The following is a 20,688-nucleotide window of genomic DNA, read 5'->3' as shown; positions in this document are numbered from 1 at the left end:
AAGAACGCCACGTAGATGAGCTGAAAACATTAAAGGGAAATGATGAAATTGAAAAGCATATTAACATTAGCTATCGCACTGCCTCTTTTGAGTGCTTGTGACCTTGTAGATGATTATAACGAAATGGTCAGTGAGCAAATGGCTGATATTACTATCTACATCTCACCTGTAGCTGAGCTACAGATTGATGATAGTGAAATTGGTTATGTTCATGGATTCGAAGAGTGCCCCTACGAGTCCGTAAATTGGTTGTTTGGGTACTCTCAATCAGTGGGAGGCAATAATTGCATCAAAATAGGTCCTGAAACAGAAAACATCCAAGTGCGAGTTATAAACGACCAAGTTAACTTAATTGAAACATGGAATGTATCTAGGGTTGGTGATGCCGTTTCACTAACTAGACCAAACGGCTTCAAAGTCCGTGAACCATCTAACCAGTCGTAGGGGGAGAAGGATGCCTAAGCCTCGCGGTAGGTTTATCGGCCACAAGCAGTTTGCAGTCGATCCCAATTGGGTTAAAAGCCAACAAGAGATTCGAGCTCTCAAAGAGCGAAAGCGTTTTGTTGAGTGGTCGAAAAACTGGATTACGGTAACTCGACTAAAAACAGAACGATTGTGGACTGATTCAGCTATCAAGAAGTGGCTTGGCGAGCCAAAAAAACAAGCAAAATACAAAGTATTTGCTGTGGAAGATGTTAGAAAAGCTGAACGGAAAAAAGCGTTTAAAGAGTGGTTAGCACCTCGACTAGATAAAAAGCTGGCAACTAATCCACACTTTAAAATCAAGAAGATTGGAACTGTATAACAACCAAGGGGAAAATATGGTTATGTATAGCACTCAAGCTATAGAGAACATTAGAAATGCTGTTTGCAGACTAAGTTCGCATAAGCTCAATCAGAGTATCAATGGCCTACGCGAAAAATTGCAGGATAAGTCAGCATAGTTTTGCAAGATAAGTTGACAAAAAAACCATTGAAACACTAGATGTTGTACGCACTGGTAATAGAATTAGCACATATAGGTTTTATGTCGTTAATTCTGCAATTTATGCAAACTATTACTGCAAAAATTAAGAAAGTCATTACTATCGGAGGACAATAGACTTTGATCGGAAATGTGCCTTTTCAAGCGATTCTTAGACTGTAAAAAGCAAAGGTTTGATCATTTTTGAGGCGTATTGGTACCAGAAACACTGTGGAAATGACAATAAAGATTGATCAATCTCTAGCAAACTATTGGAAAGAACTGATTAAGGGCAACCTGTCAGACCTAGTCACATCGAGATAAAGAAACTCACAGATTGCATTCAGACTAATTCAGATAATGGCTCTTTTTTCATTGTCTTAATCGAGGTTCATTGTCTTCAAAAGCCTGTTTACTGCATAGTAGATGTAAAGCCCTAGTTGACTCCCTAAAAAGAACCACCACCAGACCAAGTACAAATCAATTACATCGAATTTACCAAACAATACCTGCTCGAAATCTAACATTGATTCTGTAAGTGGTCTTTGTGCACCCGGCAAGCCTAGCCTATCAAATGGTACATCACTAAACTCAAGATAACTTAGTAACCAAACGGGCATATATAGAAACACTTCTGTATCAGCAATTGAAACTGCTATAGCACGTAGATACTCATATCCTTTGTATAGTATTAGAAGGCCACCAAGGCCGATTAGATAGTGATTGGGTTTAAGGAGTTTCTCTGTTACGTATGATAAAGGGATTAGGACCGTCCTTACGAGCTTGCCCATTACGTAGTGAACGACTCCTGTAGTTACATAAAAAAGTAGAGCCGGAGTACGAAGAATTCCAAAGAAGATAGCAAGAAGTAGGTTCATAGGGCATACCTTAAGCTTAGTCTATAATATATTATAGTTTGGTATGCCCTGGAAGGGAAGATATTTAAGGGTAATAGCAATAGATAGTTGCTAGTGCTCGGTTTTCTCTAGGTGTTTCCCAAAGTTTAGTTTTGAAATTATACGAGTAAAGGCGGACAAGAAATTGTGAGCCAGATGCATTTTTTGTAACACCGATTCGGTTTAATGAATAGTCAGATACGACTACACCGTTCGCTGAGTGGTAACGCTTACTATCTTGCCAGTCTACAACAATTCTATTTGCCGCATAACCTGCACCATCACCACAATTTACACCTTTAATTGCACCAACTCCGTTTATTGTAGCGGAACCTTGGTGAACATATTTACTTGTTAGGTTTGAGAGAGCTACACCCCCTCTCGATGTCAAACGAATGTCTCTTGTTCGAGAAACGCCATTTGGGTCAAAAAACATTGAGGGGTCATTGAAATCAACAACGGCTCCAGGGACATAAAGAGAGCCATTCTCGAGAGTTGATATGTTTGAACCAGTACCGATTGCCAAGCCCCCTGCGAAATTATTCATTTGCGATGAATTGGTTTGGTTGATTCTATTCCGTACTGTAGCTTGGTCTATTGTTGCTGAGCCTATACTAGCTGTATTTATATCGCCGTTATTGATGTCAGCTCTATTAATATCAGCACGATCAATGTCAGCGTTATCGTAATCAAGGTCAGTGCCGCGAACACTAGTTAAGTTTGCCGAATTGGAGCGTAACGTGTCAATAGTTCCGGAGTTCGCGTCTATGGAATTGACGTTGATGTTGTTGAGGTTGCTGGTTCCATTCAAATCGAGTCTAAATACAGGGTTTTCTCGGTCCACAATGCTAGATACTTCAAGGCGGTCCATATTATCGACATCCTGTCCATTCCAGTCGATTGTAGCTAACGGTGAGTTTGTACCATGGATACTCAGGTCATCAGAGAAGCTTGTGCCCCAAGTGATATCCATAGTAATGATACCTGTATCAAAGTCGCAATCCACTTGCGAGATAGAGGTGCCTGAATTTAGGTTTGCCAAACCTCCACCAGCAATCCGGGCTATAGTACATGAACGTTTGACTCCGTTTTCACCAGAGAAGTCAAATCCCCGAGTTTCAGCAGTATTTGAGACAGTTAATTTGAGTTCGACCTGGGTTCCATCATTTGTAACTTCAGTTTTGTATTGCATGTTATCCCCAATTCTAGGGGAATCTTCGAAGTCACAGAATAGGAACTCAGATGTTTGGGTACCACCACAGGTGTTTGGCTTCAACCACATTGTTCCAATGTGCTCAGCACCGTTTTGGAAGGGTTGGCCCGGCTGATTCCATTGGGCTAATGCGCCACTTTGTCTTGAGGCATTCTTGATAGCATGAAGCAGCGTTGCTATACGCTGCCCTTGAAGTTGGTCTACTTGAGATTCGTATTGATCACTTTTCATCATGAGGTAAGTGGACATGATGATACTTAAAGCGACAGTAGAGGCCAATATGCCAAGTTGAAGGAAAAAGCCTCTTTGTCTTTTGATTGAGGTTCTAGGCAGCATATTGGCCACTCTTAGTAATAATGATTAACGGTTGATGAATGTGATTGCTACTTCATCGCCAGATGCACACTGTGTTTTAAGAGTGTCATTGCCATCAATTCGCGTACCTTCAACCTGGATCTCAACGAAATTTTGGAATACACGGCCAACCAGGAGGTTGCACTGATCTGTTTCTACGTTAGAGAATGTGAAAGTGTAGAACTTCCCTGTACCTGTGGACGTAATGCCATCACGGTTAGTAGCAGTATCAACGCTTCCACAGGTCAAACCGTTGTCAGAGAATGGAGTTGTAAATTCATCTTGAGTTGCACTTAACCAACTGGATGGCCAGATGTTCTTGTCGTAACAATCTGTATTGTCAACAGATGCGTAAGAACCGAAACCACCGACTGTTCGTCTAAGTTCGTCTGAAGCTTGTAGTAAAGCTTTCTCTGCATCATCGACAAGTTTTTCAGCCCCGGAGTCTCCCATGGTAGTTGCATAACCAACAACCATTACCCCCAAGAATGCCAAAACAAGCTGGAGTTCTGTAGATAGAAATACACCACGTCGCTTTGCGTGAATACGGTTAAGTTTATTTGGATTATTACGTTTAGGTTTGAATAACATAGCTATTTTTCCTTGTTAAAAGCTATTGGATTTTATACATGATTGATATATATCAATCAAGTGGAATATCAGTGTTACAACTTGTTAATAGAACTATCAAGGTTAATTAAGGTTTTGGCCAATTGTAGAAATGGAGAGACCTACTATCGCGTTTACACTTAACACAGCCATCATGCAGCCTAGCATGATCCCTGTCGTAAGCTTTTTCACGAGCGTTTCAGTGTTAGCAAATACTTCTTCGGTGATATCGTCTAGTTTATTTGTAAAGTCTGAGGTTGTAGCATATGACTCAATCTCAATTCTTGGTTCTCTACTAAAGAAATCACAAGCGAGAGCTTGCCCCTCACTCTTTCCTCCAATCATGCTTAGACGCATTTTTTGACACCAATGTTTTACATATGGCGTTGAGTGGGAACCTACCAGCTTTAGTGCCTCTGAAGAAGGCATCCCCACTTTCAAAAGGGCGTTGAATGTTTGCAGAGTTATAGCAGAGTTAATCGCGTCAACAACATTCCAAGGTGGTAATTTAGTTAATCTCCGATGTATTTGATTGGGTAAACTCCAAACTACCCATACTCCGTAAATTACAAGAAATGCAGTAACAAATGGGCTTATCTCGTATACAGTTTTTGTAAACTCTCTTGCAAAACTCATCATTGGAGTTGGTTTTATATTTAGTCCTTTGAACAACACTGCATAGATGTATAAATGAGCAAGGCTACAAATAAGCATGATTAAACCAACACCTATGATAGGACCGACTATCCCTAAAAAACCAGCCCCCCTCATCTGTTGTTTACGCTGCAGCTGACTGACACAAATACGTATTACCTTATAGGCAGCTGTTTTTTTCTCAATTGCGTAGGCAACACCAATCGTAGTTTTATCAAAGAATGGAGCGAGCATATAAGAGATAACTGGTTTGTACCTATACCGGTCAGCCAGGTATTTCACAAATTTTGTTTCTGGAGATTTTGGTTGTTGGGATTTATAGGCCTCATAGAGGGAGTCCAATACATTTAAGATGGAATCACCATCTGCTAAACGTGATGCAATTTTCTCTAGAAGTTGAGACTTTCTCTTTGAGCCCACACGATAGTTTGTAGACTTTAGCTTTAAGGTATCAATGAAGTCATCACTAAGGTATTGACTCTTTATTTTGAGCAATTTTTGGTTAATATCGTTTTCCATTAATTAAACCTCTGGGTGGTAGAGAGAAACATTTAGCTCTTCACGAACCAATCGAGAGACCGCAAGTTGATCGATTTCACGTTCTATCATCTCAGGGTCCAATATCCCTTTGCACATTTTATAAATCGCGTGCTCTAACTTAGTAAAACCACCAGTGTTTAGCCAATGAGCTTTAGCCAAATCATCTTCGTTTTTAGCCCATAGGTTTCTGATTGTTTGATCTGGCGCCAAGACTTCAGCTACAGGTGTTCGTCCAACACGGCCATCTACAGAATAATTACACTCTTTACACCCACCTTGCTTTGCGAAACGTATGTTCGGCAGGTACTCAAGTAACTCTAGGGAAGATAAGCTTTGTATTAATGAATAAACTAATGGAGAGTTATTCGGAAGCTCATCATAACTTCGACTACAGGACGGGCACACGGTTCGTACTAAAGACTGAGCAATGATGACAGTTAGGGTGTTTGATGATTGATAGACTGATCTAGCTACACCGAAACCGTCCAAGCGACCTGGTACATCACAAGAAGATGCGGCATGTATTGTTGAGAAACATACATGGCCAGTTCGGGCAGATTCAATTGCAAATTTTGCTGAATTGTAGCAACGTATTTCTCCTGTACCCATGATATCTGGGTCTAGTCGCATGAAGCTTTCGGAAATTCGTTCAAACTGCTTGGTTAATGTGTTCATTTCATTATCAGAAGCGCTAGAGTTATCTTCTAAGTTAACTTGTGAAACGCCCTCTAAGTTCATCTCGATAGGGTTTTCGGCAGTAACAAACTTCCGAGTAGATTTGTACAGGTCTTGTAAGTAATCGATAACTGAATACATGGACTGGGTCTTACCAGAACCTGTAACACCAGCAAACAGTATATTTCCTTGTTTTTTACTGGAGTGTTTTTTAATCAACAGCGTTTGAACTGGGTGATATCCAGCTTTATCTAGCTTTCTTATAGAGGATTTCTCCCCTTTACTGGTAATCCTGCATACTAGATCTCCACCGCCCTCAGTTTCTCTTGGTGCAAATTCAACACGCATTTCAATTTGAGTATCGTTATACGTGTAGATAAATTTACCAGATTGAGGTTCTTTCCAGCTTAGGTTATTACCTTGGATGCTAGAGCCGGATGCTTCATCCCCACCGATGATGTTGTAAGCAACATCAACAGTCTCGTAAAGCCTATCGTATGTATATTCTTTGAAATCAATTAAATCGCCATCTACACGTATACGTACTAACGTGTTGCCAGGTATATTAGATACTTCAAAGTGAATGTCTGACGTTGCAGGGTGTGATTCTAAAACAGACGCAGTGATCGCTTTAAAACTTCTGCCCTCATCATCTTTAGATTGGTTTTCTTCAGAGCCCATGAAGATGACATCAGCAAGTAATAGGATTAGGTCTTCTGAGCACTTAAGATTAATGACTTTTGTATGAGTATGATCGGTATATCCCAAATCATCTCTGATAGTCGCTCGAACTTGTGTGATTGACTTTGAAAAGTCTTCTGTCATTAATACGGTAAGGTAGTTGTATCCTTCTTCCACACCTTGAATATGGCCATCCGAAATAAGGAATTTTTTACCATAAGCTGGATGTAACACTTTGTGCTTGTCAATGATACCACCTAAGGCCCAAGGAAGTTGTTCTCTAGTGTCGTATGTTAAGTCGTTAAAGAAGTGTGAACTAGAGCTACTACGACTACCAAAGTACTTTATTAAATCACCAGAAATTGAATCTGACAAAATGTCGTATTCGTTTGCGCTGGATTCTACAATGCTGGTTGCAGGTCTATACTCTGCTAAGTTAGTACTAGTCATGAAATTCTCACTTGAACATTAAACCTTGAGAGGGAGAGTCATTAATTAATGTAGGCGCCGGGGCTCCAAACATACTTGATTCTGAAAGCTCCCCAATCTTCTGCTCGATAATACGGTCTCGGAATGTTTGCGCTTTCTTAAAGCGGTCAATTGCTTCGTCAGAGGTTTTAACCGTGATATGTCGTGCTCTTGATTTGTCCATTTTGTGAGTTGAATAATCGAAAGGCATGACTACAGCGCCTTGAAATGACAGTGAATCTACATACCAGTCCCCAAAGCTCTCCCCTTCTTTTAAAGTTTGGATAGCCCCCTTATGCCAAAACTCACCTTTCAACTGACCAGCTATCTCATAAATATCTGTAACGAAGATTTGTTTTTCCATTTCGTTTAGCAGAGCATTAACTTCAGCTTCTCGTTGAGCTCTACGTTTTGTCCTAGTCTCCTCCTGGAATTTTGCTAAACGCTCTTCATCCGATGCCTTCTCTTTTTTCGGTTCAGACCCACCGTTTAGTAATTTGTTATTTTCTATCAAAAGCTGCTGATACTGATTGTCAAGCATTAACATCTTATTAGCATGCTCTTTTTGGGCTCGTATCAACTCATTTTGCGAGAGTGATTTGTTTTCCTCTATAGAGAGGCTTCGTTGTTTTTGGATGTCTTGGTAAGTCTGCCCGGATTGATCATTTGCAAAAGTTGTAAAGCTCAACAATTGGGTCGCGATGCATAGGGTAATAGTATTAATTTTCACGTAATGAAACCTCTTTGTCTTGTTGATTAAGAATGCTACTTTCGTGTATGTACTGCATCTTAAGAACGATCTCTTCTGTTTCCAGATTTATCGAAATGCTCTGTATAATCATGCTTTTAAATTTGTCGATATCGTTAGCTAGTTGGTCCAAATAGTTAAATGCCCAACCAAACCCACTTAACGAAAGTTGTACATTCACAACGGTGTAATCTATTTGTGGGTTTCTTACTTCAGTGGAATATGTTTCGTTTTTAAAAGGGATCTCCCTTTCTGTTTTGCGGTTTGCTGAAATCGCTCCGTACAGTCTTCCATGTGTCTTCTCTGCTTGTTGCTGAATGAAGGTTAGTAAGTCTAGGTAGTGGCCGTGAGTTTCCTTTATGAAGATAAAAGCGTCACTTTCATCAAAATAATGGTCTGGTTTAGGAAGCGGTACTATTTGAGACGTAGTAATCTCTTCTCCAGAGAGTGAATAAGTGATAGTTCCATCGAATTCGATGTTGTCTCTAAAATTGGCAACCGTTGTCCCTCCGTTTTTCCACAAAACGGTCGTCTCATGAAAAAACTCTTGGTCTGCTGGTTTGTCTACTGTTGATGAGTCTCTAGTAATGATTCCTTTGGTAACGAGATCGACAGTCATTGGGAACCATCCACCAACATCAACAGGAAGAGAGTTAATATAGGCTTTAAGGTTCAAAATGACCTTTTTAGGATCTGATGCGGTTAAACGTTGAGTAAGCCATTTTGCTTCCTCTTTAGTTGCATTTGCCTTGTCTATTCTCTCGATTTTTTTATGATTCAAATCGTTTTCAGCTTGCTTAGCTAGAGTACTGCTTGATGCTTTCTTCACCATTGAATCTATGTCAGGAATTACATACTCTTGCTTGGAGTTAGATTTAAATATCTGCACACCTATCAAAAATATAATTCCAAGAGCCACAAATACGATGTGGGATGGTTTTATCTTTGATAGAGGGTTTGTGTTGAGTAGCTGCTCAATTGTTTGAATTTGAGCGAACTTTTCATTAGGTACAGCTTCACATATGACGTCATATGAGTGCTGTTGGTACTCTGAACGTGACTCTTCAAATAGTTCTGAGATATTTTCTGTTATCTCATTAGGGACTACATAGCGTAATTTTACGTGATGAAGATCGTACATTTGATAATGGTCGAAGATCTGTTGGATAACTTCTTCCACCGTTTCAAATACCAAATCATTCTCACCACCAGCTGGGCACTTATCAATTACCAAAAGATACCAATATTTACCGGATGGTAGCTTTTGTATGAAGAAAGCATTCGGGTGATCGACACAAATAGCGCGAGCGACGATTGCCGCCGCGCTGTAGTATTTTGTCGTTATGCTTTGAGCGAAACCGATTGTTGATTTTGGTGCATCATCAATTGTTGACCCTTCAACAATTACTGCATTTGTAGCGTCGTATTTGTTAACCAGATTTTTGATATGGATGGTCTTATCGGATTCTGAAACCTCGTACCAATCTAAACCGATGTAGTGCCTATCAAATCCAAGTTCTTCTAGTGACTGCATAAAAGGACCTAATTGGGTTAAACTTTTTCGATATGAGGCGTGATAATTACTAGCATCACTGAGCGTGTTTTAGCATTAGAGTCATTGCCACCAAACATCCATAGCAAATCGCCTAGAACTGACTGGTTTTGGCCATTGTCAATCACTTGCTCGAACCCAGTCATAACCATTGTTTCGCCTGAACGGATATTTCTAGCGCTAACCATGGCAGTAACAGTTCTGTCTGTTAGTTGAAGTTGTGTATTACCAACTTCTAGTGGGTCAATTGCATTTAAGGTACTTACATCAGTTACGATACGGACAGCAATTGTTCCATCTGAGTTAACACGTGGTGAAGCTAAGAAAACAATACCGTTTGTTGTTGTATCTGTGCTTGCAGATTGTGTTACAACATCACCAGATACACTTTGGTCGATTTTATCCGCATATTTCTTTTCATTTACGAACTGGACTGGAATAACATCATTGTTTGGTACAGTTGTCGTAATTGACTTTTTAAGCGAAAGAGATTTAGTCCCCTGAAGAGCCTTCAATGCCATTTCAGTGCCTTTGAAGCTACCATCACCGATACTCAGCCCTAAACCACCTAACTTAGCTGCATCACCAACTGGAACTCCATCGATTTTAAGTTCGAAGTCATTCTTAGCGTATTTAATAGATTGCTCAATGCCGTAATTTGATTCGTCTGTAGTGATCAGTTCCCATAGCTCTATATCGAGCCTGATCATCTTTCCAGCAGTAGAATTTGACTCATCAATAAAGTTCTCAACAATTCGCAGCTTTCGAGGTGTGTCAGTTACAGCAACCATACTTAGTGCAGGTAACACTTCTACTTTTGCATCTTCAGAAGCAATGGATTTAATCCCCTTGAGGAGTTGGTCCATTGGTTTCCCTAGGTCACGGTCAAATGAATATGAGTGAGAACTCGAAGTTTGAGAGCTTGTCCCCTCGCCTTGCTGACCACCGCTAGTAGACGAATTGATACTTGATTTTAAAGTTGTACTACCAGCATATTGGTCGATCCGAAAGTGTCTAGTTTCTTGTCGGTAAAAGGATACACGACCATCAGATTGGTATTTCCACCATAGGTTGGTTTTTGCTGCGATAGCATCCAACACTTGCTTTAAAGCAACGTGCTTTTCAAAGTTCAGGGAAATAGACACTTTTGCGCCATCTAATAGTGACCCTTTGTTCGTATCTGTATAAAGTGCCGAAACGTCTAAATCATCACCAGTAGAATCACTTGTACCACCGCTTGCTTTGGAACTTCCAGAGTCTTGGTTAAGATACTTGATAGCGTCGCTAGTAAAGCTAATGTAAACCCCATACGAGGCATACTTATTGTTCAAATAGTCAATCGTGTCGCTAAGGGGTTTAGAGCGATATGACATGAATTTACTCGGGGTAAGAAAAATCTCTGGAAGGTCTTGCCTTTCTTTTAACTTGAAAGGTTCCCCAAGAATAACGTAATTATTGTCTTCGCTGTAGACGCTCTGATCTATACCGGGTTTAAGTCTGTGTTTTTGAATCGTCTCAGTGGCAGCGTCTGCCTGTGCTGTCGCAACTCTATTGGCATCTTTACCAGGAGTACTACAACCACTGACAAGCGCGATAATGGTTAGTGTGAGAGCTTTAAGTTTCAATGTGTTGTTCATTACTGGTAAGTCCCTTTTTCAGTAGAACCGCCTTTTAGGATATGAGCAGCACCAATTTCAGGGCTGTAACTAATCCACAATGGTTCTTTTGTTTTTAACGTCTCCTTAAGCACTCTATCTAAGACTCCGTCTCTTCCTGTTAGGTCACCAATCAATACCGAACGTGATTTAACAGGGAAGTCGTATTTAGAGCCCCAAATAATGTCGATATTGGACTTTGTATTCCAAACCTCAAAGTTCTCTTTAAGTGACAGTTTAGGGTCTAATGTCCAGAGTTTTGGTGTTCGTGTCTGAAGGTACGTAAGGTGTTCACGATTTTTGGATGCAGCCAACACTCGTTCTTGTTCATTTAGAACAATATAAATACCGGAATTTAGTTCCTGTATCTTAGCAACAGCACTGCGCCAATTAGGTGAAGGTACCCAGGCTAATTGGTGGGAAGAGATGCCTGGTCCAATATTTACCCGCCAACCAGCTGGTGCTAAAGCATTCAGTATTTCGTGAGCAGGTAATTTATTTTGGTAACCGACTTTAGATTGGATGTCGTTTAAACCATAAGCTGTATCTGACTCGTATTCAGTAAATACAACCCCCGCTTGCGCGCTACTCATCACGAGTAAAGGTAAAATTAATCTTAATTTCATCATAGTAACCCCTATTATTTTGATAAATATACGTCATTTTCGGATAACAAACAATAAACGAAGCTGTAAGGTAACCTACGAATAAGAACAATTTCTTATCGGTTATCTGGCTTCCAAATTTCGTTTTTTCGATATGGCAAGTTGTTGCCTTGGTTGTATTTTGACAGGAGGTGTATAAAAAACTCTAATGGTGTCCTTTTGGTAAGAGAGATTAAAGACATTAATACATAGAAAACACACATGGCTTTAAGGTAGTTCCAGCTGAACATTATTGGCAATGTCAAAACCGGGACGATTGTAGACCCGTCCATAAGTAGGAAAAGTGGTCTTTTCATCGCATTTTGTACCGCTTTTCTATCCAGCTTCGGTTTATATTCCATTATTCTGATTCCATAAGGAGATATTCTGGCCCAATTTCACTGTTGTGATATAGGTTTGCGATTTGTTGAGAAAAGGTAAGCTCTTGTTCCTTTAGGTGCCTTCTTACTACTACAGATATCTCTGTGTCAGATTTACACTTCAGCATTTCTTCTCTGATTTCTTCAGTTAGATATAGGGTTTCTCTAACAGCAATCCTTTCACCGTCGAGAGTTCTAACTAGTATCTGAGCGACAATGCCAGAGAGTTGACTAATAAAACCAGCTAATACAGCCAGCTTATTTTCTCCATCTATCATATTGTAGATGCGGCTCATCGCTGTCTCGCAAGAGTTTGCATGTATTGTAGCCATCAAGAAGTTGCCAGTGTTAGAAGCGTTAAATGCGTTTTCGATTGATTCTTTACTTCGTATTTCGCCCTGAACGATGATATCTGGACGAAGACGAAGAGCAGCTTCAAGGCCTTGATTAAAACTTTGAACATCGGAGTCTGTTTCAACTGAACCTACTTCATGAACTGAAATACTGTTACCAGGAGCAATCTTTACTCCCTCATAATTAATTTCAGGTGGGTCCTCAAAAACTAAGATATGCTTACCAAGGCTGGGAGTTTTTAGCACTGAAGTTACAATTCCGGCCATAGTAGTTGTTTTGCCTGTGCCTACCCCTCCCACAAACATAAGAATACCTTTACGGTTATGCTTTACAAGATTGACTAGCTCCGGCTCTATACCCAAAGATTCTGCGTCCTTTGGTGTTTTAGGGTTCAACCTACCAACCATCTTATAGGTCTTTCCATATTCAAGTGACCTTGAGGTAATAGCTGCAATGCGGAAACTCCTAATCTGAGATTGATCATTGGGGTTTTTGGTAACGAATGCAAAAAACGTAGGAGTAGCTGCATTAACATTGTTAATCAGCGATTTTTTGGTGCCGAGCATATATTCAAGAATATTACGGCATGCGTTAGGTTGCATTTGTTTATCAGTGATTTCCCTGATTTGCCCGTTTACATCGATTCTGATTCGATAGTTACAGTCTATTAAAATGTCTGAAGCACCGTACTCAATTGCTTTCCATATGACAGTTTCGATATCTACTTGTGTCATTTCGCTTGAAACAGGTATTAATGGAATATCATTCATGGTAGGTGTCACTCTTCAACGAGAATGGATTTAATTTGGTCGTGAGTAAGGCCTTCAGTTTCTACTTTAGAAACAGCATCCCTACGTACAGAGCCCCTAGGGTCTTTTATTACTGGTGAAGAATAGAGATCAGAGTTTGTCTGCCAAACTGCCTCACCACTCAAAGATATGAACTGAGTGCCTAAACCTAATTGGTCTCCTTGTACCGTAATTCCTACATTTTCAATAATCATATCTGGCTTTTCTATATATCCGGACTCAACTAAATTCACGTAACGGATCATGGCTGTTGCGTCAATAAAAGCATTAATTACACGAGTTCTCATCTCAGCAATTGCTTGTTCTGAGCCCATGGCCCATCCCTCATCAAGAGCTGAGTTGAAGATCTCCAATTCTTCTGAATTTCTAGGTAAAAGTTCGTCAATTAATGTGGTCGGCGTAAGTGAATTTTTGTCGTAGAGATAGTCAGACCAATGCGGTTTCCTCAACACAGGCTTAGGTTGTTCTCTCAATCGATAGACAAGATTATCGGTCCTGATAATCGTAGCTTTTGTGTCTCGCGTTATCGCGGCATGAGCTTCTACTTTGTCTACCATACCTGGACGAAGGTACTTGGCTTCACCTGAACTTAGATTTGCAGAAGCGTTAATGAGATGCTCGAAAGGTAGCAAGCGGTCAAAGAGGTGAGACTTGCTATCCACTACATCTGTTAAGCGCTCCATCGTAGCTATATAACCATTCGCACTGCCAACTTCTTCAGCTCTTTCGCGGATCGACTCAATTCTGAGTGCCTCTTCACCATCGCTTACTAGTTGTTGTCTAACCTTTACATCTTTTAGTTCACTTAAGCTGTAATAGGTGCGCTTAGATTCATCTGCCAAAGTGGTAACACTGAAAAATAGACTAGCAATTAAACAAATAGCAGTATTGGTTCTCACGCTTTTGTCTCCAAGTATTTAACGACAATCGTCTTAAGTCGGTTATCGACCATGATGTCTACCTGGGCACCCTTTTCAGAGTCAATAATCTTTATTGCGTCGTTTATTGGTTGATCCTTCAGTTTAATACTTACAAACACGCCACCAGGTGGTTTTTGGCCATAAGTAAATACTCGATCAGAACCATAACCTACTGTCTCAGCAATACCTTTTACGGCAGTTTCGACTTCACAATCACAATTCCAGTCAACAACCTTTTCAAAACCAGGTAACACCATTGTAGAGAGCATGCGCTCCTGCCTTCTCTGCTCAGGGCCTTTAAGTGCTTGTGCATGTGCACTTCTCGTTTTTGCTAACAATCGGAGCTCGTCAAGCATTTCAACTGCATATGGCTCAAGATCGCCAAAAGCCCTTTCTTCAGGGCTCTTTTCTAAGTGCCTTAAATCTTTGACTTCATTAGTTGCGCACCCAAGAAGTAGAGTAGAAGCGAATGCTATGCTAGAAAGCTTAAAGACGTTCATTTTGTTTCCTCTTCGTTGCATTGATGCAAAGTGTTTTAGCTGTATTCAGATTTGAAACAGTGATGATTGATTCATCCGTACTGATGTTTTGGTTAATGTCTGGGTGGTAATACCTAACTTTTTGATGGAAGGCTTTCTTGATTTCAGAAATATTGAGGGACGTAATAGGTAGCCCTAATAATTTGAAAGCCTGAACTTCTTCTTCAGAGAAGTTAAATGGGTTTTGTTCATTCAGAGTCGGAGAACTGTGAGATCTACTGGCATTAGAGGGTCTTTCTATCTGAGAGGAAATTGAGTTTGTATAACCAAACCCACGTATCTTCGCTTGTGCTTCCTTTCTTCTAACCGATTGTTGTTGTTGCCGTTGCATAAAGTACAAATATGCGATGCCAAATAAGGCACTCGTGAAAACACCGAATGTATAACTCGCGGACAAATAATATGTAGCAGCGAAAGAAGTGATGAGTATGGAAGCCAAACCCAATATTTTTTCTTTAATTAGTTCGAACACAATAAGATGTCTAATAGCAAATAATAGCATAAATCTATGCCATTTTTGTCTAAAATACAATAGCGAAAGCTGCTAGCATAGGCTTATTATTGAGTCAAATGTTAGTTTAAATTTGCTAGTCTCAGAAGTGATATCGGTTCAATAGACTAATTACTCAACAAATTGTAGAAATATTTGCGTAATGCGACCTACAAATAGGGATATAGCTCACACATATGCAACAAATGATGAAAATTTATTTAAGTTTCACTCTTCATGGGTGAAAATTAGACATAACGGCAGTTAATGTTTAGATACAAGTCACATGATTATTTGCGTCTATTCTCAAAAATAAGAAAGTATTAATGGATAAGAATCATTACAGCGAACTGTTCTCCGACATATTCGCTACAAAACAGAATGAAGGTGGTGCGGCATATTTAATCAATCGTGAGGCTAATCTTGAATTAGTTTCACGGTTAGGTATTAATCATCGTGACGTTAGGCTTAATTCAAAAGAAAGCTATGTTTCAGACCCTAGCGCTAGGCTTTTAGAGAAAAAGTTAAAGGTAGCTCGAGGTTGGCTAGACGCAGAACATGAAATTATTAGCCAAACTCAACTTCTAACAATTAGAGCCAACAATGTTTCGGCGCTTATTGTTTCTCCTGGCTTTACTAAACAGTCAAAGCACTTTCTCTCTAAGATAGTTTCATCTACACCTATGAGCGGATATCAATTTTTGTTTGATGAAATCACTTTCGAAGAGCAGTCCTATTACTTACGTAAAATGGAAGAGTTCTTGGAAATTGAAAGAGCATGTCTTGATGATGAGGCATTTATGGAAGGGCTCTACTAGCGAGAAAAGTCGAAGTCATTATCAGGACGCTGTTGTTTGATACCAATGGCGTCCTTTTCATTTACTGGTCCAGTTATACAAGATTCTAGCCTCTGATTTATTGTTTGTTGACTAGGTTCAAGTACATTAGCTTTCTCAACACTCTTCAAGCTAATATGGTCAAATCTCCTGCCAAACTTTGTCTCAAATTCATTCAGAAAGAAATTGATATCTTGTACAGCATTTGGATTAACTTGCCATTTTGTTAGCAAACTTGGCAAATTTGTAAAACTGGTATTATCGAATTCACTTCTTCGAGCTGGTGGTATTGCACTTAGTCTGATTTGTAGAATGGTGCCGATCATTCTATTTTGTAGTTGGAGAATATCTTGTTGTTTTTGAAAGTTCTGACTTGAGAACTTTTCAACTGACACTTTGAGTTTTTCTAAATCCATTTTTTAGCCTAACTCAAGCTGTGCAAAGGCAAGTGGTCTAACAGATGACTGAAGAATAGCCTTCTTGAACCAGGTCATTGTCATATGATAGTCATAGTTACAAGACACGATTTTTTCAGCGTAGTGGTCATGAGGATAATTCATAGCGATTGACTTAAGGATTTCATAGTCAAATATTTCTAACTTTAGATCTTCAAATCGTTGATCTAAAGAGTTTTTAATTTCAGGTAGAGGTAGCTCATCACCGCTTTGAATTTTCTTTATGATTTTCTTGTCATTTTCAAGAACATTTAAGAGCAAGTACTCTGAAATAGAAAGCACATAGCTTGTAAAATTTGGTAATGTCTTTAGAGAGATTGGGTTCATATATTTTTTGTTTTAAGCTTGTGCCCATCGGTTCTATTGATGGCAAAGGTAACTCCTCTTTGCTTCACCAGGAACCAATCCAGTCTTTATAAATCTTGCTTATGTATCAATATAAGATATACATAAACAAGGGTATTTGCCATTTTTTTGACAACTAACGTACTACTTTGGGGGCGATATGAGTGTAAATTCATGGGAATTTCAACCAGACAACGAGTTTTCTGACATAACAGATGATCTGAATCATCAGGATGTAGTATCAGAAAAAACCTCAGATCGAATTGTTAATGTACACGATAAACACCTAAGCCCACAAAGTACAACTTTGCAAAGCAATGATGTCTGTTTGAACGCCTTTAATCAACAAAAGCAGGACGTTCGTCTATCTGAAGTTGGCGGCAAGTCACAATCAGTGCAACCTTCTGCCACAAAATCAAACGCTTACTTCCACCCAAATAGTCAAATTAATCTCTATAACAAGTCATTAAATTGTGCAGCGGTGATTCGATTAGGAAACATAGCTAACAACCTAATTTCAATTGTTGTAGACATTTGCCCAGAACATAACGGTCGCTCAAGTGATTGGAACAACAAAATCTCAGTTGCCTTTTCTCACACTGAACTTATTCAAGCTTATTCCCTATTTCTTCAAAACCTTAAATGCCTTGATTTCAAGTTAAAGTTTCACCAACAACAAACTGGGCCATTGTCTATAGGATTTAAAGAGAGCTCGATTTATGTAAGCACAATCATCTCCGGTAAAACAATAAGCCTTACAGGAAACATCGCCCAAAAGATAAAGTTTATGGCCCAATTAGAAGTGGCTACAAAACACTACTTCGCTACTGCGTTTCCAGATTTGGACCAAGAACGAATTCTGCGTCAGGTAGCTTTGATTTAGTGTTTTTGTAGTTCGATATTAGAAGCTTCTAGGTGACCAGTAGCTCTCAGATATCTTTTAACAGTACCCATATTTGTCCAATCACCAATAGACATAAGGTCGACTGCATTCATCTTATGAACGACATGCCCATCAACTACCGCTCCACAACGTGCCGAATGCCCTGACCAACAACGACCATTAAATACACTTTGTCGTTCATATGCTTTTCGGAACAATCTAAGTACGGATACACCATTCATAGGTTTTAATGGGTCCTTAAGCTGTCCATTCTTCAGAATCCAACCAAAAATATAATATTCCTGATCTTCGACTGGTCTTGAAGGGGTTACATGGTTGTAAAGCTCTACTCCATTTTCTACAAGTTCAATATATTTCTTTACGATCCCTGCATACCTGCCAATGATAGACTTTTTGGGTGGCGCTGCAGATGTCTTAGATTTTGTCCTCACTATAGTGACAGTGTCACTAGAAATGATGACGTTTTTACGTTTTAAAGTAAAGATCTCTTCTTCACGAAGAGCAGTAGAGTATGCAATGGTCATGTATGCTAGGTCTTTGAAAAGCTTTGGCCCAGCTTGTTCAAGTGTCCCAACTATTTCGATCTGCCTGTTCAAATCGCTTGCTCTGAATGGTGAAGCAACTTTTTGCTCTACCTTTGATAAATCAGATTCTGCCATATCCTTTTTTACACCCCTGAAAAAGTCTTTTATAAGCTTGTCTTCAGTAACGTTGGCGAATCCTAGTTGATTCAAAAATATGGCTATGAGGTTCTTTCGGCTCATTAGTGTCGCATAAGACACTTTCTGTTCATTTTTAAGGTGTAGTATCCAGTAGTAAAACATTCTTGGATGTATAGGAAATGCGTAGGCTAATTCAATATACTCAGTAAATCTTATCCAAGAGCGAACAGCGGAAAACATGTTTTTTTGTGTTGCCTTCGAAAAACCACCACGTGTAGCCTCGAATATGGCCATGTTATCTAGAATTGTCTTTAGGTTTGGGTGATCAGGGTCAATTGCACCGTCAAGTTCAGGCAAAGGGATTTTAAATCGTGAAAGATTTTCTTTTTCTTTGTTATTGCCTAGTTCTAATGCCTTAATCTTTTCTAATCCGGATGCAGGAATTGGTAAATTTTGCTTAGTAATCTCCACGTTCACCTCCAAAAATAAAGTGTTACGCTGTCACCTGTAACGCTAACCTTAACGGCCAAAAAGTGTAATATAACTCAAATTATACTACACTTTATAATCATGTCTATTTATACAGTGCTATTTGTTTGTTGAGTTTATATGAATTATTCGAAGATTAGCTTAACGAAAACAAAGCGAGGTACTAAAGTAAAACCCACATAATAACCCATGGTTCTACATAGTCTGCTAGACTGCGTAAGGGAATATTACTTGAATATAGATAAAAAAAAGGCAACATTTAAAGTTGCCTTGTGCTGTTAGGTTTGAAATCAGTTGCTTACTGAAGTCAATTGACCATTGGATAAGTCTTCCAGTGGTGGATAATCAGGAAGTCCATAGTCAGATCGTAACCAAGTTAATTTCTGGTAGGTTTGTTCAATCCACTCTGGCTTTAGCTGTTGAACTTCTATGATCTTCTTCTTGTAACTCGGATCTGTTTTAGCTGGTAGGTATTCTAAATAGAAACTGTCGCATTTTTCCATTAAGCTAGAACGCTCTAAATCTACCACCGTCAGGCAGTCAACAAAGTCTTTGTACGCTTCGTTGTCGGAAATGCCTTGAACAACTGCTGGCCCGGTAGTTTTGAGATATTCTTTGTATAGTTTTGCACCGACGACTCCAGAGCCAGATACAGCAACGATAGCTATAATAGACCAGGGAAAGGTGCTTTTAAGTGAGTCGAACATATTATATCCGTTTTATTGTTAGTATTAGTATTAAGGTGGGGATTGTTTTGGAATATTCAATGCATGAAATACAATAATTGTATTTCATGACTAGTTATATCTAGTTTTAAATATTTATTGTTCATTAAAAAGGCTGGTTATAAAACACCCACCAGCCCTTTCAATTTGATATTTAACCTGGGTATGCTAGAACAATGTCTATGTTAAACTTAATATCTGAAAGATTTAAACGGGTCAAAATATACTCAGTCATACTCGCAAAGTCGGCTTAAAATATTTGATTTACCAAATATACAAGGCTCTTTACGGAGGTGGTAAAATTTGGGTCTCCCAGATATTTCATCATATATTTCTTCTACATTTAAAGTCTCAATTATATCAATAGAGTCTGGATTTAACACTAAATGAGAACGGCCATGATACCCACCGTCTACAAATTGGCCACTCTCAAAATCCTTTAAGATATCGATACCGTTTTCACGCAAAATATGACAACGTTTCCGTTCATTCAAATCAATTAGGTCATTGTGTATTCGATTTTCAGGTGGTTTTGCAAGTTCTGAGTACCATTCTTTACCCCTCTTAGTTGATATCCACACTGGTAATTTATCCCAATGTTGCTGTAGATATTTGGGGTGCATAGAAATGGATTTACCAATAGTTACTACTTTAGCTTGTTCCTTTATTGCGCACACATATACGGTAGGTTTACCTACCTGCCTCGCTTTATAGTCAGCGTGATAGCATGCTCCTTTCAGATTAGAAACGAAGTAAAATCCATTAGCATCATTACAGCCTTCGCCTGTACCTAGCATGCCTAACTCAAATTTATCAAACTCCTTAGCTCGTGTACCATGAAAGATGAGCTCTCTTTCCATTGTTCTTTCTAACATGCCGCTTCTCATCAGGTTATAAGTCTTAAATTGTATTATCTAAAAACTAAACAAAATTGAGCTATTACTTTTGTTGACCTCTAAACAGATCAACTAGTCCTCTCAACACAACGCCACTAATGATCAATCCTAATAGTAAACTAATTACTATTCCGTAGGGGTTTGTTGCGAAAAATGAAAAAAACTCAGGTAGTTGAGGGAAAGGTAATGCTGCAACAGTGGCCATAAATTAATCCTTCTTTAAACAGTTAG

General features: G+C 39.2%; 22 protein-coding genes. 4 read left to right on the top strand and 18 right to left on the bottom strand.

Annotated elements, in window-relative coordinates; all coding sequences use genetic code 11:
• Window positions 1-48: 48 nt before the first annotated feature.
• A complete protein-coding gene (locus tag R7P64_RS15345) occupies window positions 49-444 on the top strand; it encodes a hypothetical protein (protein ID WP_213899640.1) in 396 nt (131 codons plus the stop codon).
• Between the two features lie 10 nt (window positions 445-454).
• A complete protein-coding gene (locus R7P64_RS15340; RefSeq protein ID WP_042776347.1) occupies window positions 455-805 on the top strand; it encodes a hypothetical protein in 351 nt (116 codons plus the stop codon).
• 539 nt (window positions 806-1,344) lie between these two features.
• On the opposite strand, the gene R7P64_RS15335 is transcribed toward R7P64_RS15340, so the two are convergent.
• From R7P64_RS15335 to R7P64_RS15275, 13 genes are all read right to left on the bottom strand, one after another.
• The gene (locus R7P64_RS15335; protein ID WP_025634132.1) at window positions 1,345-1,842 is read right to left on the bottom strand and encodes a hypothetical protein; all 498 of its coding nucleotides are present in this window, start codon (window positions 1,840-1,842) and stop codon (window positions 1,345-1,347) included.
• A gap of 64 nt (window positions 1,843-1,906) precedes the next feature.
• Window positions 1,907-3,322, bottom strand: coding sequence for a hypothetical protein (locus R7P64_RS15330; protein ID WP_148299813.1), 1,416 nt, complete (start codon window positions 3,320-3,322; stop codon window positions 1,907-1,909).
• 111 nt (window positions 3,323-3,433) lie between these two features.
• Window positions 3,434-4,018 carry a hypothetical protein gene (locus R7P64_RS15325; RefSeq protein ID WP_025767018.1) on the bottom strand — a complete coding sequence of 195 codons (585 nt, stop codon included), beginning with the start codon at window positions 4,016-4,018 and terminating at the stop codon, window positions 3,434-3,436.
• Window positions 4,019-4,120: 102 nt separating this feature from the next.
• Window positions 4,121-5,209: a hypothetical protein gene (locus R7P64_RS15320; protein WP_025767019.1), complete on the bottom strand. Its 1,089-nt coding sequence runs from the start codon at window positions 5,207-5,209 to the stop codon at window positions 4,121-4,123.
• 3 nt (window positions 5,210-5,212) lie between these two features.
• Window positions 5,213-7,036, bottom strand: coding sequence for a GspE/PulE family protein (locus R7P64_RS15315; RefSeq protein ID WP_025767020.1), 1,824 nt, complete (start codon window positions 7,034-7,036; stop codon window positions 5,213-5,215).
• 7 nt (window positions 7,037-7,043) lie between these two features.
• Window positions 7,044-7,784: a hypothetical protein gene (locus tag R7P64_RS15310; protein ID WP_069489435.1), complete on the bottom strand. Its 741-nt coding sequence runs from the start codon at window positions 7,782-7,784 to the stop codon at window positions 7,044-7,046.
• Window positions 7,774-9,336, bottom strand: a complete 1,563-nt coding sequence (locus R7P64_RS15305) for a hypothetical protein (protein WP_025767022.1) — start codon at window positions 9,334-9,336, stop codon at window positions 7,774-7,776. Before R7P64_RS15305 ends, R7P64_RS15310 begins: the two co-directional genes overlap by 11 nt.
• A gap of 17 nt (window positions 9,337-9,353) precedes the next feature.
• Window positions 9,354-10,991 (bottom strand): hypothetical protein, encoded by a 1,638-nt coding sequence (locus R7P64_RS15300; RefSeq protein ID WP_025634122.1) that lies wholly within the window; start codon window positions 10,989-10,991, stop codon window positions 9,354-9,356.
• Window positions 10,991-11,638, bottom strand: coding sequence for a hypothetical protein (locus R7P64_RS15295; RefSeq protein WP_025634121.1), 648 nt, complete (start codon window positions 11,636-11,638; stop codon window positions 10,991-10,993). The genes R7P64_RS15300 and R7P64_RS15295 overlap by 1 nt, the downstream gene beginning before the upstream one ends.
• 376 nt (window positions 11,639-12,014) lie before the next feature.
• A complete protein-coding gene (locus R7P64_RS15290) occupies window positions 12,015-13,157 on the bottom strand; it encodes an ATPase, T2SS/T4P/T4SS family (RefSeq protein ID WP_025634117.1) in 1,143 nt (380 codons plus the stop codon).
• 8 nt (window positions 13,158-13,165) lie between these two features.
• Entirely contained in the window at window positions 13,166-14,095 is a 930-nt protein-coding gene (locus tag R7P64_RS15285; RefSeq protein WP_025634116.1) for a type IV secretory system conjugative DNA transfer family protein, read from the bottom strand.
• Window positions 14,092-14,616 carry a DotD/TraH family lipoprotein gene (locus R7P64_RS15280; RefSeq protein WP_025634114.1) on the bottom strand — a complete coding sequence of 175 codons (525 nt, stop codon included), beginning with the start codon at window positions 14,614-14,616 and terminating at the stop codon, window positions 14,092-14,094. Before R7P64_RS15280 ends, R7P64_RS15285 begins: the two co-directional genes overlap by 4 nt.
• Window positions 14,603-15,127, bottom strand: a complete 525-nt coding sequence (locus tag R7P64_RS15275) for a J domain-containing protein (RefSeq protein WP_213899641.1) — start codon at window positions 15,125-15,127, stop codon at window positions 14,603-14,605. The genes R7P64_RS15280 and R7P64_RS15275 overlap by 14 nt, the downstream gene beginning before the upstream one ends.
• 344 nt (window positions 15,128-15,471) lie before the next feature.
• On the opposite strand from R7P64_RS15275, the gene R7P64_RS15270 reads away from it, so the two are divergent.
• On the top strand, window positions 15,472-15,963 hold the full coding sequence (locus tag R7P64_RS15270; protein ID WP_213899642.1) for a hypothetical protein: 492 nt from the start codon (window positions 15,472-15,474) through the stop codon (window positions 15,961-15,963).
• Here R7P64_RS15270 and R7P64_RS15265 read toward each other — a convergent pair.
• Together R7P64_RS15265 and R7P64_RS15260 are read right to left on the bottom strand one after the other, a co-directional pair.
• Entirely contained in the window at window positions 15,960-16,397 is a 438-nt protein-coding gene (locus R7P64_RS15265; RefSeq protein ID WP_025634110.1) for a hypothetical protein, read from the bottom strand. The genes R7P64_RS15270 and R7P64_RS15265 overlap by 4 nt on opposite strands.
• A gap of 3 nt (window positions 16,398-16,400) precedes the next feature.
• Entirely contained in the window at window positions 16,401-16,763 is a 363-nt protein-coding gene (locus R7P64_RS15260) for a hypothetical protein (RefSeq protein ID WP_025634109.1), read from the bottom strand.
• 178 nt (window positions 16,764-16,941) lie between these two features.
• On the opposite strand from R7P64_RS15260, the gene R7P64_RS15255 reads away from it, so the two are divergent.
• Window positions 16,942-17,664 (top strand): hypothetical protein, encoded by a 723-nt coding sequence (locus R7P64_RS15255; protein WP_213899643.1) that lies wholly within the window; start codon window positions 16,942-16,944, stop codon window positions 17,662-17,664.
• Here the strand turns inward: R7P64_RS15255 and R7P64_RS15250 are convergent.
• From R7P64_RS15250 to R7P64_RS15240, 3 genes are all read right to left on the bottom strand, one after another.
• Window positions 17,661-18,818: a tyrosine-type recombinase/integrase gene (locus R7P64_RS15250; RefSeq protein WP_213899644.1), complete on the bottom strand. Its 1,158-nt coding sequence runs from the start codon at window positions 18,816-18,818 to the stop codon at window positions 17,661-17,663. The two genes, R7P64_RS15255 and R7P64_RS15250, sit on opposite strands and share 4 nt — an antisense overlap.
• A 308-nt stretch (window positions 18,819-19,126) precedes the next feature.
• A complete protein-coding gene (locus tag R7P64_RS15245) occupies window positions 19,127-19,543 on the bottom strand; it encodes a hypothetical protein (RefSeq protein WP_025634104.1) in 417 nt (138 codons plus the stop codon).
• A 245-nt stretch (window positions 19,544-19,788) separates the two neighbouring features.
• Entirely contained in the window at window positions 19,789-20,436 is a 648-nt protein-coding gene (locus tag R7P64_RS15240; protein WP_042776360.1) for a hypothetical protein, read from the bottom strand.
• Window positions 20,437-20,688: the final 252 nt, after the last annotated feature.

Origin of the sequence: Vibrio sp. 2304, assembly GCF_033339475.1 — a bacterium.
Lineage (GTDB): Bacteria > Pseudomonadota > Gammaproteobacteria > Enterobacterales > Vibrionaceae > Vibrio > Vibrio alginolyticus.
Note: the sequence above shows the minus strand (reverse complement) of the source record. Positions and strands in the feature narration are given on the sequence as shown.

Bases quoted from the DNA above. Each gene is read 5' to 3' on its own strand.
- R7P64_RS15340 (WP_042776347.1), top strand. From the start codon at position 455: ATGCCTAAGCCTCGCGGTAGGTTTATCGGCCACAAGCAGTTTGCAGTC.
- R7P64_RS15335 (WP_025634132.1), bottom strand. From the start codon at position 1,842: ATGAACCTACTTCTTGCTATCTTCTTTGGAATTCTTCGTACTCCGGCT.
- R7P64_RS15330 (WP_148299813.1), bottom strand. From the start codon at position 3,322: ATGTCCACTTACCTCATGATGAAAAGTGATCAATACGAATCTCAAGTA.
- R7P64_RS15325 (WP_025767018.1), bottom strand. From the start codon at position 4,018: ATGTTATTCAAACCTAAACGTAATAATCCAAATAAACTTAACCGTATT.
- R7P64_RS15320 (WP_025767019.1), bottom strand. From the start codon at position 5,209: ATGGAAAACGATATTAACCAAAAATTGCTCAAAATAAAGAGTCAATAC.
- R7P64_RS15315 (WP_025767020.1), bottom strand. From the start codon at position 7,036: ATGACTAGTACTAACTTAGCAGAGTATAGACCTGCAACCAGCATTGTA.
- R7P64_RS15305 (WP_025767022.1), bottom strand. From the start codon at position 9,336: ATGCAGTCACTAGAAGAACTTGGATTTGATAGGCACTACATCGGTTTA.
- R7P64_RS15300 (WP_025634122.1), bottom strand. From the start codon at position 10,991: ATGAACAACACATTGAAACTTAAAGCTCTCACACTAACCATTATCGCG.
- R7P64_RS15295 (WP_025634121.1), bottom strand. From the start codon at position 11,638: ATGATGAAATTAAGATTAATTTTACCTTTACTCGTGATGAGTAGCGCG.
- R7P64_RS15290 (WP_025634117.1), bottom strand. From the start codon at position 13,157: ATGAATGATATTCCATTAATACCTGTTTCAAGCGAAATGACACAAGTA.
- R7P64_RS15280 (WP_025634114.1), bottom strand. From the start codon at position 14,616: ATGAACGTCTTTAAGCTTTCTAGCATAGCATTCGCTTCTACTCTACTT.
- R7P64_RS15270 (WP_213899642.1), top strand. From the start codon at position 15,472: ATGGATAAGAATCATTACAGCGAACTGTTCTCCGACATATTCGCTACA.
- R7P64_RS15265 (WP_025634110.1), bottom strand. From the start codon at position 16,397: ATGGATTTAGAAAAACTCAAAGTGTCAGTTGAAAAGTTCTCAAGTCAG.
- R7P64_RS15260 (WP_025634109.1), bottom strand. From the start codon at position 16,763: ATGAACCCAATCTCTCTAAAGACATTACCAAATTTTACAAGCTATGTG.
- R7P64_RS15255 (WP_213899643.1), top strand. From the start codon at position 16,942: ATGAGTGTAAATTCATGGGAATTTCAACCAGACAACGAGTTTTCTGAC.
- R7P64_RS15245 (WP_025634104.1), bottom strand. From the start codon at position 19,543: ATGTTCGACTCACTTAAAAGCACCTTTCCCTGGTCTATTATAGCTATC.
- R7P64_RS15240 (WP_042776360.1), bottom strand. From the start codon at position 20,436: ATGTTAGAAAGAACAATGGAAAGAGAGCTCATCTTTCATGGTACACGA.